14 protein-coding genes are annotated in these 14493 nt (G+C 40.0%); 7 read left to right on the forward strand and 7 right to left on the reverse strand.

Annotated elements, in window-relative coordinates:
• Window positions 1-5 precede the first annotated feature (5 nt).
• The 5 genes from uvrB to EHQ62_RS15855 are packed head-to-tail and all read right to left on the reverse strand — an operon-like array spanning window position 6 to window position 5639.
• On the reverse strand, window positions 6-2000 hold the full coding sequence (uvrB, locus tag EHQ62_RS15835; RefSeq protein ID WP_135644623.1) for an excinuclease ABC subunit UvrB: 1995 nt from the start codon (window positions 1998-2000) through the stop codon (window positions 6-8).
• A 6-nt stretch (window positions 2001-2006) separates the two neighbouring features.
• Window positions 2007-2675, reverse strand: a complete 669-nt coding sequence (locus EHQ62_RS15840; protein ID WP_135644625.1) for an ATP-binding protein — start codon at window positions 2673-2675, stop codon at window positions 2007-2009.
• 48 nt (window positions 2676-2723) lie between these two features.
• The gene (locus tag EHQ62_RS15845) at window positions 2724-3191 is read right to left on the reverse strand and encodes a tRNA (cytidine(34)-2'-O)-methyltransferase (RefSeq protein WP_135644627.1); all 468 of its coding nucleotides are present in this window, start codon (window positions 3189-3191) and stop codon (window positions 2724-2726) included.
• Between the two features lie 7 nt (window positions 3192-3198).
• On the reverse strand, window positions 3199-4353 hold the full coding sequence (locus EHQ62_RS15850) for a S1 RNA-binding domain-containing protein (protein WP_135644629.1): 1155 nt from the start codon (window positions 4351-4353) through the stop codon (window positions 3199-3201).
• The gene (locus EHQ62_RS15855) at window positions 4350-5639 is read right to left on the reverse strand and encodes a hypothetical protein (RefSeq protein WP_244241811.1); all 1290 of its coding nucleotides are present in this window, start codon (window positions 5637-5639) and stop codon (window positions 4350-4352) included. Before EHQ62_RS15855 ends, EHQ62_RS15850 begins: the two co-directional genes overlap by 4 nt.
• Before the next feature lie 117 nt (window positions 5640-5756).
• On the opposite strand from EHQ62_RS15855, the gene EHQ62_RS15860 reads away from it, so the two are divergent.
• The gene (locus EHQ62_RS15860) at window positions 5757-6455 is read left to right on the forward strand and encodes a histidine kinase (protein ID WP_135644633.1); all 699 of its coding nucleotides are present in this window, start codon (window positions 5757-5759) and stop codon (window positions 6453-6455) included.
• A gap of 7 nt (window positions 6456-6462) precedes the next feature.
• A complete protein-coding gene (locus EHQ62_RS15865) occupies window positions 6463-7305 on the forward strand; it encodes a glycosyltransferase family 2 protein (RefSeq protein WP_135644635.1) in 843 nt (280 codons plus the stop codon).
• Here the strand turns inward: EHQ62_RS15865 and EHQ62_RS15870 are convergent.
• Window positions 7213-7557 carry a hypothetical protein gene (locus EHQ62_RS15870; RefSeq protein WP_039928508.1) on the reverse strand — a complete coding sequence of 115 codons (345 nt, stop codon included), beginning with the start codon at window positions 7555-7557 and terminating at the stop codon, window positions 7213-7215. The genes EHQ62_RS15865 and EHQ62_RS15870 overlap by 93 nt on opposite strands.
• Before the next feature lie 75 nt (window positions 7558-7632).
• Here EHQ62_RS15870 and EHQ62_RS15875 point away from each other — a divergent pair, with 75 nt between their 5' ends.
• From EHQ62_RS15875 to mutS, 5 genes are all read left to right on the forward strand, one after another.
• Entirely contained in the window at window positions 7633-8523 is an 891-nt protein-coding gene (locus EHQ62_RS15875) for a shikimate dehydrogenase family protein (RefSeq protein ID WP_135644637.1), read from the forward strand.
• A 28-nt stretch (window positions 8524-8551) separates the two neighbouring features.
• Complete coding sequence (locus EHQ62_RS15880; protein WP_135644639.1) at window positions 8552-9766, forward strand: folylpolyglutamate synthase/dihydrofolate synthase family protein; 1215 nt, start codon at window positions 8552-8554, stop codon at window positions 9764-9766.
• Window positions 9767-9828: 62 nt separating this feature from the next.
• Entirely contained in the window at window positions 9829-10449 is a 621-nt protein-coding gene (locus EHQ62_RS15885) for a TetR/AcrR family transcriptional regulator (protein WP_135644641.1), read from the forward strand.
• 16 nt (window positions 10450-10465) lie between these two features.
• Window positions 10466-11098, forward strand: a complete 633-nt coding sequence (locus EHQ62_RS15890; RefSeq protein WP_135644643.1) for a phosphoribosylanthranilate isomerase — start codon at window positions 10466-10468, stop codon at window positions 11096-11098.
• Window positions 11082-13604 (forward strand): DNA mismatch repair protein MutS, encoded by a 2523-nt coding sequence (gene mutS, locus EHQ62_RS15895; protein WP_135644644.1) that lies wholly within the window; start codon window positions 11082-11084, stop codon window positions 13602-13604. Before EHQ62_RS15890 ends, mutS begins: the two co-directional genes overlap by 17 nt.
• Here the strand turns inward: mutS and serB are convergent.
• Window positions 13575-14492 (reverse strand): phosphoserine phosphatase SerB, encoded by a 918-nt coding sequence (gene serB / locus EHQ62_RS15900; protein WP_135644646.1) that lies wholly within the window; start codon window positions 14490-14492, stop codon window positions 13575-13577. The genes mutS and serB overlap by 30 nt on opposite strands.
• Window position 14493: the final 1 nt, after the last annotated feature.

Genomic DNA, 14493 nt, shown 5'->3' on the forward strand with positions numbered 1-14493 from the left:
CTTCCTTATGTTTCAATTTTATCTGGACCAAGTGCTAACATTTTATCGCGAAACATGGCCGCTTTTTCAAAATCCAAGTCATTCGCGTAACGTAACATTTCACGCTTCAAAGCTTCACGTAACTTGTCTTTGGTTTTGTATTTCTTCAAGGTAAATTCTTTTTCCAGGTCTTTTAAAGCTTCTTCTTTGCTATCTTCTTCCGCCATTTCTCTCGGCAGGATATCATGAATTTCCTTTCGGATCGTTTGCGGAGTGATTCCCATTTTTTGGTTATGAGCTTCTTGGATCAATCGCCGGCGTTCCGTTTCACTGATGGCTTTTTTCATGGAATCGGTCATACGATCCGCATACAAAATTGCTTTGCCATTCACATTCCTTGCGGCCCGACCTATGGTTTGGATAAGAGATTTATAGTTTCTGAGAAAACCCTCTTTATCTGCATCAAGGATGGCAACAAGAGATACTTCAGGAATGTCTAGACCTTCTCGTAATAAATTGATCCCAACGATACAATCATACACACCCTTTCGTAAGTCCCGAATGATTTCTGTTCGTTCGATGGTATCGATTTCCGAATGGAGGTATGCAATTTTTAAGCCCACCTCTTTGTAATAGTCCGTTAGATCCTCTGACATTTTTTTTGTGAGAGTTGTGATGAGGATCCTCTCTTTTTGTTCGATACGAAGTCGGATTTCGTTGAGTAAGTCTTCGATTTGATTAGTGGTTGGTCTCACTTCCACAATTGGATCAAGAAGGCCCGTTGGTCGAATGATTTGTTCAAACACCGCTTCACTTTTTTTGATTTCATTCTCATCCGGTGTGGCTGAAACATATAAAGTCCTTGGTGTCATTGCTTCAAATTCTGTAAAATTCAAAGGCCGGTTATCCAAAGCACTCGGCAAACGAAACCCAAAATCAACTAACGTCTGTTTTCTGGACCTATCTCCTGCATACATCCCTCCAATTTGAGGAAGTGTAACATGGGACTCATCAATGATGAGTAAAAAATCTTTTCCTGGAAAATAATCGAGTAAACAAGCTGGCCTTTCCCCTTCCGACCTACCCGTCAAATGTCTAGAGTAGTTCTCAATCCCACTGCAATAACCAAGCTCAAGTAACATTTCCATATCGTAGTTGGTTCTTGATTCGATTCGTTCCGCTTCAAGGTGTTTGCCTTGTTTTAAAAAATATTCTTTTTGTGCCGCCATCTCTTCTTTTATCTTTTCCATGGCGTCTTTGATTTTAGGACCAGAAGTGATAAAGTGTTTGGCAGGATATACGACAACTCTGTCGAGTTTTGTTTTTACCTTTCCCGTAAGAGGATCAATTTTAGAAAGGCCATCAATTTCATCTCCAAATAGTTCGATCCGAATCCCTTCTTCTTGGTAGGAAGGCATGATTTCAATTGTATCCCCACGCACTCGGAAATTTCCCCGACTAAAATCGATATCGTTTCTTGCATATTGGATGTGCAAAAACTTACGAATGATTTGGTCACGATCAATTTTATCCCCCACATGTAACATGACAACCGAGTTCATGTAATCTTCCGGAGAACCCAAACCGTAAATACAAGATACGGAACTTACAATGATCACATCATCACGTTCCAAAAGGCTAGATGTTGCACGTAACCTAAGTTTGTCGATCTCCTCATTCATCGACATATCTTTTTCAATAAAGGTGTCAGACGATGGGACGTAAGCTTCGGGTTGGTAATAGTCGTAATAGGAAACAAAATACTCTACAGCATTCTCTGGAAAAAATTCCTTAAACTCACGGAATAACTGTGCCGCCAATGTTTTGTTATGGGATAAAATTAACGTGGGTTTTTTGACTCGTGTGATGACCTCGGCCATCGTAAATGTTTTTCCAGAACCAGTCACACCAACGAGTGTGATTTTGTTTTTACCTTCACCGAATGACTTTGCAATATTTTCAATTGCTTTCACTTGGTCTCCGGCAGCTTTGAAGGGAGAAACCATTTTGAAATTTGCCATAGGAACCTATGTTAATTTACGAGTTGCTTTTAGAATAGCTTGTTTTCTGTTATCAGTGATTTCTAAATCCACTGAATCAAAAAGTTTTTGCATGACCATCATGCCACGCATCAGGGTTGCCGTAGAAGAAAACTTGCCCCTTTGGATATCGTCTTCCAAATTAAAATCTTTTACTGTATTGATCATTTCAATCGTAAAAACTTTTTGTTTATCGATTTGGAAGGTGACTTCCACTCCACCACCATCCCCATACTTCGCCGCATTTTCCACGGCTTCGACTGTGGCAATGCAAAGGTCCATCCGTAACTCTTCATCAATCCCATTCCGTTTGAGAAAATAGGCAAGCCTTGCACGAACATACTGCATAGGATTGAAGTGGAGCGCACCAAGGATGACAAAGGTTTCAGAGTTACCCATTTTACGAACAATGGGAGATTCGTCTGTGATGTAATATTCACGAGGGTCGATTGGATTTGTGGTGATGAGTCCATCTTTCACAAACTCATCCATAACCGTAATGACCGTTTCCAAAGTTGTATTTGGTACATCTTTGAACTTTCTCTGGGTTTCCATAATCACCCAAGAGTAAAAATCGTTCACATTCCCCGAAAGTCCATTGGAGAACAAAGTTTTGATTTCTTTCTCTAACTCGGTTCTGGAGAGAGGGAACGGCATATATTCCCATTCCAATGGGAACGGAAGAGTTGTAAATTGTTTTATCCTTTAGGGGTTAGTCCGCGATTTTTCTTGGCGCAGTGCTTCATAAAGGATGATGGCAACGGCATTGGACAAATTGATCGAACGACTCGCTTCTGCCATAGGTATGGAAATGATTTGGTCAGAAGGGTGTCCTTTGTGAATTTCTTCTGGAAGCCCTGAGGTCTCCCTACCAAATAAAAACACATCTTGCGCTTGGAACGTTACGTCCCAGTAGACTTTTTTTCCAAATTTGGAAACGAGGAAAATTCGTTTCCCTTCCGTTTCTTTGGCCTTTTGAAAGGTTTCCCAAGTGGCAAACCGATACAATTCCAAATCCTTCCAGTAATCTAGGCCTGCTCGCCTCACCGCTTTTTCAGAGAGGTCAAAGGAAGGTTCCCCAACAATGGAAAGTGGCACCCCAGCATTCACACATAGACGCGCGATATTACCAGTGTTAGGTGGAATTTCAGGACGGTATAAGGCAATTTCCAAAGGAAGTTTACTTCTTTTTTTGCTTTTCCAAAGATTTCTTTAACGCAAGACCAAAACTGGAAACCGAGGCACCCGCATCATCTTTGGAAAGATACTCTTGGTATTCCATACGATCTTTTGCTTCCGCCGCCTTCGATATCGATAACGCAATTTGTCTTTTTTCTGGATTGATTTCCAAAACAAACACTTCTAGTTTTTGGCCTGGTTGGAAAACAGTATTGAGTGGTGTCCTTTGTGGGATCCCTGATTCCTTATTGGGAACAAGTCCAGAAAAATCCTCACCCAACCGTACAAAAAGTCCGAAGGGTTTGATCGATTCCACTGTCCCTGATATGATATCCGATTCCTTAAAAGGAAGTTTCCCTGACCATGGGTCTGATAAAAAATCTTTTACGCTGAGTGAAATTTTATTCATCGACCAATCTAAGGTTAAAATTTTCGCACGAAGGGTTTCTCCCACACGAAACTCTGTGGTCAGATCTGGATTTTTTTTGTACGTTGCTTCCGACTGAGGGACCAATGCATCCAGTCCATCCATGTCCACAATGAGTCCAAATTTATGAATGCTTTTCACAACACATGAAACAAACATCCCCACTTTCAACTCATCGCGTAACAGTTGTTTTTTTGTTTCTCTTTCTTTATCCGCAATTTTCTTTTGGGAAAGCAGGATTTTGTTTTGTTTTTTCCCAAGTTCGGAAATGATAAACTTAATTCGTTTTCCGGAAATATTTTTTCCTTTGAGTGAACTGTCCAATTGGCTAAAGGGAACAAAGGCCGTATGACTGCCAAGTTTTACGTCCCATCCACCATTGCCTTCTTGTAATAATTGGCCAAGCACAGGAATTTCAAATTGATTTGCTAGTTCTAAGTTTTCTTCTGTTAGGTTGTCTTGGGACAAACAAGTGGTAAAATAAAAATCACCTGAGTTTTCTTTTAAAAAATAAACAACCAGTGGATCGCCAACCTTTGGCAATACATCATCTCTCCACTCTTCGCTTGCAATATTTCCTACAACTTTATTGTCTAGGGTGCGAATGAATACATAATCGTTTTTAACAGCTGTTACTTTTGCTTCGTGGCGTGATCCAGGTTCAATGGATTGCCTTTTTTTAAAACTTTCTTCTAATAAACGGTCAAATTCTGAGGATGGGCCTTTCATTTTGCGGTTCCTTCCTTGGTGGGTTTCGAGGTATATACCAATTTTCCTCCCAATACCATGGATTCAATTGGAAATATTCCCGAAGGGCGTTTCAGTGGATTTTCTGTCAGGATGGAAAAATGAGCGGGTCCTCCCAGTTTGATCCTTCCCCCATGATCCGCACCAACGTATTGGCAGGTTTTTTCCGTAAGGGTTTGGATGAGACGGCGGCGCACCGCGGGGAGGCTATCGACATCCCGATGGGTTGGCAAAATTTTATCGGTACGTTTTCCAAAAAGCGAATCCCAAAACCCTTTGGATTCTGATTCTTGTGATTCACCAAGGTTCGCTGATTCTTGTAACAGGTTTTCCCAAAGCCTCACTTCCACCACGGCAGCTTGGCCCGGGAATAAACCCCAATGCCCTGCCCCACTTGCAAATAACAAATTGGAATGTGTTTCTCTTTCCGAACGGAACGCTGAGGCATACACCGAAAAAGGAGTGAGGCTTTCATTTTCCGAAGGTTCCTCCCAACCCAGATTCCCTTTCCAAACTTTGCCAAAATAAGGACTTAAGGTTCCCCAAAGGATTTCTTCTTCTTTTCCGAGTGTTGGATTTCGTTTTAATTCCTGGAGGTATAAGATTCCAAAAAGAGGGGCCCATAAAAAATCACGTTTTTGGGTGCGGTAGAGATTTGTCCCTTCTGGCATGGGATGGAAGATCACGGAAAAACCAGTGTCCAAGGCATCTTCCCAACTGGTTTTGTCGGCGAAGGTGTAAGCAATCGCCAATTTCCTATTTGATTCCAATTCCTTTCGTTTGGCAAAAAGTTCCGTTTGGGAGAAACCGCGGTTTTCCTTTTCTTTCAAAAAAATAGGGGTATGGCTATTTCGTTTGGGATCAAAGTTTCCCTTGAGACCTGAATGGTAATTCGAGCCTTCACCCACTTCGAGTTCCGAATACAAATGTGGTTTTTGGGATTGGGTCAGGATGGGTGCATTCCATTTGGACTTAAGTACCAGTGGTTGGAGGGAATTGAGGTTTGGATCACCCACTGACTCAACGTGGCTAAACCCAGCCGAAAGGAATCCAAGGAAAACCTTGGAAAGTTCGGACAAATTCGTTTTCCCACCTTGCCCATTGGCACTTAAGGTAACGGAAGCATCACAAAATCCAGGCAAAAGGAATTCTGGATTTGGTTTTGGAACTGCGGGTTTGATCGATAGAATTTTGCCCTGGCCCACTTCCAAATCCACAAATCCTGAAAAATTGGCTTTTTCGCTGTCCCAGATCCGAACAGATTTCATTTTCAAAGATTGGGACAAAAGAATGGTAGGGGTAATGGCCGATAGGAATAAGGTGAGGGATAGAAGCCTGCGGTTTTTCATGCTAGCGGTCTTAGTACCTTGACAGTAAGGACTAGAATGGAAAAGATTTCGGGTATGGGAAAGGAAACAAGCGAGATTTCTGATCACATCAAATTACATATCGAAAACGGGAAAATTCTCTCGCTAAAGACCCATCGGGTCTCCAAATCCGTGGAAGAGCACATCAAAGAGGCCGTAGGCCTCATTTTAGACCGCCTTACCTACCCAACTCTTGTCCCCACACTGTATACCATCATCAAAGAACTTGCGATCAATGCTTGTAAGGCCAACCAAAAACGTGTTTTCTTCGAAGAACGTGGTTATAGCATGTTAAACCCTTCGGAGTATGCGAAAGGGGTCCGCGAGTATCGAGAGATGTTTTCGGAAGAGATGTCGAATGAATTCGGGATCAAGGCAAAAAAAAAGGGTTACTACTGCTTAATTAATTTTAAATACAATGATGATGGCATCCTCATCGAAGTGATCAATAATACCCCCATTGCCAAAGAAGAAGAAAAGTCAATACGGGAACGTTTGGAAAAAGGTATGATGTATGATGACATTGCTCAGTTTTACATCGACAACGCGGATACATCAGAAGGAGCAGGCCTTGGACTTGCCCTCATCCTCATCATGTTAAAAGGGGAAGGGATTGATCCCAATTATTTTAGAATCATCATTGGCGAGGATTCTACCATTGCAAGATTGGAAATACCACTCAGCGAAAATTTTGTTTCAAGCCGCGAATCTAATTAATTTTTAAATGCCATCAATTCCCCTTTCTTGTGCCATCATCACTTTAAACGAAGCAGACAATCTCAGTCGCACCTTAGATGCAATATCCTTTATTGATGATATCATCATCGTAGATTCAGGTTCTACAGATGATACAGTCTCCATTGCGAAATCATTTGGGGCCAAAGTATTCCAACGCACATTTCAAAATTATGCAGACCAAAAAAACTTCGCGATTTCTAAAACCAAAAATGATTGGGTCCTTGCCATTGACGCTGATGAGGTGGTTTCTCCGAAATTAAAAGAAGAAATCCTCTCCCTTTTCGCCAATAATAAATTAGATCCAAAAGGTTTTTTGGTTCCGAGACTCACGTTTTATTTAGGCAAATGGATTCGATTCGGTGGGTATTATCCTAATTACCAAATTCGGTTGTTCCAAAAATCGGAAGGACAGTTTAGCGGTGGTTTGGTGCATGAAAGAGTCAAACTCAGTGGCAACCCAAACAAATTAAAAACTCCATTATTTCATTATTCTTATAAAAATATCTCGGACCATTTAAAGTTCATCGATCGTTACTCAAGTTTATTTGCGGAAGAAGAATTTAGGAAGGGGAAACAAAGCTCAGTGCTTTGGGCTTTTGTGAAGGGATGTTTTAAAGGATTTTATATGTACTGGATCCGATTAGGGATCTTAGATGGGAAACAAGGATTTGTCCTTGCGCTGCTCGGATTTTATTATAATTTTCTAAAGTATCTAAAACTGTATGAGAAATCGAACTCAATCCCGTCGTTCTTTGTTATGGTTGATTCGGTTCATCACGTAGAGAGCAAAAAATCCACCAAGAAAAATAGCGACCAAATTCACGTTTGATAATTGAGTGGAGCCAATTTTAGGAGACATGAGCCACATAATGATGTCTCTGATGTAGGTTTGTAAAGTTGCGAATACAATCAAAGCACCAATGCCTGCGACAAAGGTGGAACCCCAAAATTTACCAAGTAAGTCTTTTCGTTTGTAATAATAAAAATAATAGGCACAGGCTGCAGATGCGAGAAAAAAGAATAAAATATCAACGAGAATTGTCCATGGTTCCGATGGTGCGGCGAGCGGTAATGAAATCATTGGTCTTGTACCTATCTATTACCTATTTTCGGTAACCCATTGATTCGTCCATTAGATAAAAAAAAGAGGTTTTCCTTGTATTCAAAACACACAGAGATCTTTGGCATATTGGGATTTCCCTTAGGCCATACCCTTTCCCCTTGGATCCACAATACATTATTCCAACTCTCTGGTTATGATGCCGTGTATTTAGTGTTTGAAAATGAACGATGGAAAGAAATCGGAATGGGCCCCCTACTCGATTTAGGTGTGAAAGGAGTGTCTGTCACCATTCCATTTAAGGAATGGGCCTATACCCAAGCAAACAAGGTTTGTGAGGCTTCTAAAGCCATGTTAGCATCCAACACACTCATCCTCCGGAGTGGAATCGAAGCAGTCAATACCGATGGAACGGGAGCTCTCACTTCCATTATGCAGAAGAATTCTGATCTCGTAGACCCAAGCATTTCAAAAAATATCCTCGTCCTTGGTAGTGGAGGCAGTGCCAAAGGGATTTTATTTTCCATTGCAAAGGAATTGGAATCCAAAGGGAAAAATGAATCCATCAAACGAAAGGTACATCTATTGGCAAGAAACCAGACAGCCATGAGTGAAATCGAACAATCGTTAGGGAATCCAACATGGTTAGAACGAACCACAATGGATCGTGTATTGGAAGAAAAAGAGAATTACGATCTCATCATCCACACAACACCCATTGGAATGAAAGGTGTGGGTGGAGACCCCATCTTAGACTCTCGTTTTTTTACCAAAAAACACACGTTATTCGATATTGTTTACAACCCTTTGGAAACGGAACTCGTAAAAATTGCCAAAAAACAAAAAGCAGAAATCATCCCTGGTTACCATATGTTACTTTACCAAGGGATCAAACAGTTTGAACTGTTTACCAATTCAAAAGCCAAAACAAAATGGATCCGAAAGGTAGAATCCATTTTATTACGTGAATTAAAAAAAAGAAAGTAAAACGAATCCTTTCCCTTTGATGCTGAATATGAAATTTTTAGATTTTTTAAACCAAAGGCAAAACATCGAAAAAACAAGGAACTTTAATGTGTTCCAAAACTATACTTTGGATTCTCTGAATGAAGTTTTTGAACCAAGTAAATTGTTTTTCCATAAAAAACGGCATGCCCCCATTCGGATCAGTGTAGTGGGTACAAACGGAAAAGGTTCCACCTCACACTACTTAGCTTGTTTGGCTTCAAAACTTGGTAAAACAGTTGGAATTTACACTTCCCCTCACCTACTCTCTCCACTCGAAAGGTTCCAAATTGTGAAGGACGGGATTCCCTACTTGCCTCATCCCATTGAGGTAGAGAGTTGTTTTCAAAACGAGTTCCTTCCAAACCTCTCTCATTTTGATTCTTTGTCTTACTTTGAATTTTTGACAGTGTTTGCGTATCATTTTTTCCAAAACCAAAATGTGGATTTCGAGATTTGGGAAGCGGGGCTTGGAGGTAGGTTAGATGCTACAAAACTAGTGGATGCTGACTATGTTGTGCTTACAAAAATTGGTCTCGACCATTCAGAAATTTTAGGGAAAACAAAAGAAACAATTTGTAAGGAAAAATTAGGAATTATCGGCGACCACACCAAAGCCCTATTTGCTTTGCAAGAGGAAGTTGACTCTTTACCTGAACCATTCCAAAACTACCCCAAAAAAAACATTGTCCCTCTCCATGTGATTCCATCTCCACCTAAGGAAAGTTATCTCGAGGCAAATTTTTTATACGCGAAAAAAGTCCTCTGCCTTATATTTCCAGACCAAAAATCAAATCTGGAATTGGTACAATTCCAAGACATACCAAAACCCAAAGGAAGGATGGAAGTATTGGCAAACGATCCTCTAATCGTTTTTGACCCGTCTCATAACCCCGACGCTGTCCAGAGAACCACCCTCGAATTTGCAAAAACCCATCCCAAATTCCATGCCCTAGTCGCAAGTCTGCCCGATAAAGACCTCGCTGGGATCACAAACGCCTTACTCGAGTCGGAGGCACAGCTGGAAACCCTCACCTTTTGGGAAGGGAGTGGGTTTGGAAGGTTCCCAGAGCCCAAAACACCGCTCTCCCCTCGCGTCCTACGGGCGAGGACAGAATCGGAACTTGTTCCTTTATTCCGAGGCAGAACTCCGGTTTTGGTGTTAGGGAGTTTTCGACTTTATGGAATTGTGGCAAATTTAATACAAAATACAATAAAGATGTAAAATTGGACTTTACAAATGAATCCTGAACGAGATTGTTCTTTTAGGAAACATCGTTCAGGACTATGCAAACTCCAAAAGAACATACTAGAAAAGAAATTCTACAGGCCGCTCGGGAAGAGTTCATCCAACTTGGTTTTGAAAAAGCAAGTATGCGCACCATTGCCAAAAAAGCAAAGGTTTCCACGAGTAATATCTACAACTACTTTGAAAACAAAGAACACCTACTCACCGAAATCTTACAACCTGTGTTGTCTGGATTGGAAAAGGCGTTCGCTTACGTTTCACACCCGGATTATTTTGAAAAACGATTTAACGACAGTTATGAGGCTTGGAAAGAAAGATTCCACATCGCCTTAGATTACGTAGATTCAAACCGAGATGATTTTATCTTACTCCTCACAAAAGCACAGGGTTCTCATCTAGAAGAATTTCCTGATACTGTCCTCACTAGGCTTACCAAAATCAATTTTGAACAGTATACAAACTTCAAACAAAAGAATCCTAGCTATAAAGGAGAGGTGGATGAGTTTGTGGTACGGAACATCCTATCATTTTTCCTAAATATCTTTGTGCAAATGGTTAGACAAGGGATTTCCAAACAAGACATGCTTGTGTACCAAGACAGTTTCCTTAAATTTTTGCACTATGGATACAAAGGATCGATTGCCTCCGATTTGAGTTAAACCATTCTGGTTCTCGATGGGAACCAAATACCAAATTAAAATTTGTGGGATCAAAGACCTTGCCACACTGGAGTTATGCCACGAACTCGGTGTGGATTATGTTGGTCTCAATTTTTCTCCCCTTTCTCCGCGAAAGATTGATCAAACTGAAGCAGAAGAACTCCTTTCCATCCGCCAAAAACCTAATTTCCCTAAAGTGGTTTTTTTATTTTTTGAAAATACAACCGAAGAAATCCTTCAGATCACAAAAGAATTTTCACCCGATTTGATCCAACTCATAAGGGGAGATCAGTTTGTAAAAGATATCCTTTGGGACTCACTGACCACAGAGAAAAAGTTACTCCCAGCGATCCGAGTACAGTCTCCCGTTGTTTCGGATGAAGCATTAGAACCGAAATCACCCTTAGTCATCTTAGATAGTTTTCAAAAAGGTCTTGGGGGTGGGAGTGGCCATAGTTTCCCTTGGGAATACATAACAAATGTTAAACGTCCATACCTACTTGCGGGTGGGATCACACCAGAGAATGTCCAGTTTGCCTTAAATAGTTTGAACCCAACAGGGATTGATGTGGCAAGTGGTGTGGAAACAAACGGCAAAAAAGACCCAAATAAAATCAAAGAATTGGTACACAATGTCCGAAACCTATGAAGCATTGAACACTCCGGTGATGCGCCAGTACCTGGAAGTAAAAGAACTCCACCCCGATGGGATTGTATTCTTTCGGATGGGTGATTTTTATGAAATGTTTATGGAAGATGCTAAAATTGCGGCTCAGATTTTAGACATCACTCTCACAAAAAGGCAAAATCAAATTCCCATGGCCGGAATTCCCTACCATGCCACAGAAAGTTATATATCAAGACTTATCTCAGCTGGGAAAAAAGTTGTGGTTTGCGAACAAACAAAACCTGACGACCCGAAAGCAAAAATCATGTCAAGGGAAGTGGTGCGAATCATCACTCCTGGAACAGTTGTGGAAGACAACTTACTCGGTGGTTACCAAAACAATTATTTATCGCTTTACTACAAAGAAAAAACTTCCGTATATCTTGCGTTTGCTGATGTATCGACATCGGAACTCGTTTATTTTTATTTCGCAGAAACAGAAACAGAAAGGATTCTTGATACGATCAAACGATTTTCTCCAAAGGAAATGATTTATACTGAAGAAGTCCCTCCTCTTTCCAAAGAATCAAAAATCATCCTATCACAAATTCCAAAGGAATTTTTACCTAAAAAAAAGGGAGTTGGAATTGATTCCGTTGTACACGTATTAGATGCCTATTTACAATACAATTACCGAAATCAAAATTTTGTATTTAAATCCCCTCGAAGGATCGATGAAACCGAATATTTAATTTTAGATGAACAAACAGTTTCCCATTTGGAACTTGTCGAAAACCCAAATGATAAAAACCACACTCTCTTTGGAGTTTTGAATCGGTGTACCACAGCTACCGGAAAACGATACCTCAAACAAAGGATACTTTTTCCCACTCGCGATGAAAACAAAATCAAAGACCATTGGGACAAAATAGAAATTTTGACTCAAAACAAAAAAGAAAGACTGAAAATCAAAGAATCACTCGGTGATCTCATTGATTTGGAACGAGTGATCACTCGGTTCCGTGTGGGTAAAGCACTACCTCGCGATTTCAGAGGCATCGAAAAAAGTTTATCGGCCGTCAAACAAATGAAAACCATTTTGGATGGGATTGGTTATGACTTTTCCAAACTTCCAAAGGAATTAGAGTCTCTTGTCTTAGAATTCCAAACTACCTTATTCGACGGGGAACTACCTGTTTTTTTAGGAAACTCACCTTTTTTAAAATCTGGATTTAACAAAGAATACGATGATGCGATCCTTGCACGGGAAAAAGGAAAAGATTGGATCTTAGAACTCGAGGAGAAGGAAAAAAAAGAATCCGGTTGTTCGAGTCTCAAAATTCGGTACAATAAAATCCTTGGGTACTTTATCGAAGTATCAAAAGCACAAGCCAAAGATGTTCCCTCACATTTTTTGAAAAAACAAACTCTCGTTACAGGAGAAAGATTTACCTCTCCAAAATTGGAAGAATTGGAAAGAGCCATCTTACAAGCAGATGAAATCATTGAACGAATCGAAAAACAAGTGTTTGATCGTTTGGTAAGTTCTTGTATCTCACTCTATGAGGCTTTTTTAACCTTATCCAACGAAGTGGCTTCCCTTGATTACCATCTTTCTCTAACGGAAACTAAAGAAGAATACCAATGGACAAGACCAGAAATCCGAACCGATGGGATCATCGAATACATCGATTCTCGCCATCCTGTAGTGGAAACGTTTTTACCCATTGGCGAACGATTTGTTCCGAACAACCTGGAACTCAATCCAAAAGATAATGCGATTGCTGTGTTAACGGGTCCCAATATGGCAGGTAAGTCCACTTTTATGCGCCAAATTGCGATCAACCAAATCCTCTTCCAAATGGGTTCCTATGTTCCAGCGAAAAAAGCATCCCTTGCCATTGTGGATCGAATTTTCACTCGCATCGGATCTGGAGACAACTTAACCAAAGGTGAATCTACTTTTTTTGTAGAGATGAAAGAAACTGCCACGATCTTAAACCAATTTACTGAAAATAGTTTGCTTATTTTTGATGAAGTAGGACGCGGAACATCCACTTACGATGGTTTGTCGATTGCTTGGGCGATTTTAGAATTTTTAAGCAAAAACTTTCCTAAACCAAAAACCATTTTTGCCACTCACTACCATGAGTTAACGGAACTTGAAAAAGGTGCCGGCATCTTCAATCTTTACTTAGATACATTTGAAAAAGATGGAGAAATTCTATTTTTAAAAAAAGTGAAACGGGGGAAATCAAAACAATCTTTCGGAATCTATGTAGCAAAACTAGCAGGGATACCAGAATCCGTTTCAGAAAGAGCAAAGGAGATTTTATCTGGTCTCGAATCCAAAAAACGAGAAATCAAAATCAAAAATGATGAACCAAGTTTATTTGGAAACTTACTAGAAAAAGAACCAAAAGGAATATCAGCAAACGAAGAGAAGGTGCTAAAAAGAATTTCAGGACTTGATCCAAATAAAATCCCACCTCTCGAAGCACTTTCGATTTTAGATGAATTAAAACGAATTCTCAAAGAGGAAAACTAAAGCTGATAAATCAGTAAACTCAATCCAATTGGTAATCTGGTCTTTTAAACCTTGTTTTGCATGAATTCCAATTCCAAAACCTGCTGCATTTAACATCAGTGCATCATTTGCACCATCACCAACAGCAACTACCCGATCCAATGGAACGGAAAGTTCGTTTGCAAATTGTTTTAAATAGAATTCTTTTTTTTCTCGGTTGATGATCTCACCAAGGATTTTTCCTGTAAAAAATCCATCCTTCTCTTCCAATCCATTGGCCCTAAAAAAATCAACCGGGTATTTTTGAGAAAACAATTCCAATACGGGGCTAAATCCCCCACTTAAGATTCCAATCTGACAACCGTTTGCTTTTACAAATTGAAATACATTCTCCATACCATCATTTAATTGCAAAAGATGATAAACTTCTTTAAAACTTTGGATCGATAGTCCTTTTAAATGTTCCACCCTAAGGCGAAGGGCTTCATCAAATCCCATCCCACCTTCCATGGCTTTTTTGGTAACACTTGCAACCTCTTCAAAGACACCATGTTTTCTCGCCAATTCATCTATGACTTCTTCTTTGATGACAGTAGAATCCATATCAAAAACAAAAAGGGATTTTTCCGATTTTGGTAACAAAGAATTGAAAACTAAAAAATCGATTTTGTCTTTTGCCAACTCATTTCGAATTTCCAAAATTTGGTTTCGACCCAAACTTTCATTTCGTTCGATTCTCACACAGTGTAATCCCAACTTGTTTGAAACTAAAATCTTGGATTCAGAAACAGAGTCTAAAGGATTCCCATGAATGGAAGGATCACCGACATTTTTGGTATGAGTTGGGAAAGTTTTAGGTAAGATAAAATCAGGAATCGGAGAACGAGAAATAAGAAGCAGTGAATTCATT

The sequence above is a fragment of the Leptospira jelokensis genome, assembly GCF_004769635.1.
Classification (GTDB): domain Bacteria; phylum Spirochaetota; class Leptospiria; order Leptospirales; family Leptospiraceae; genus Leptospira_A; species Leptospira_A jelokensis.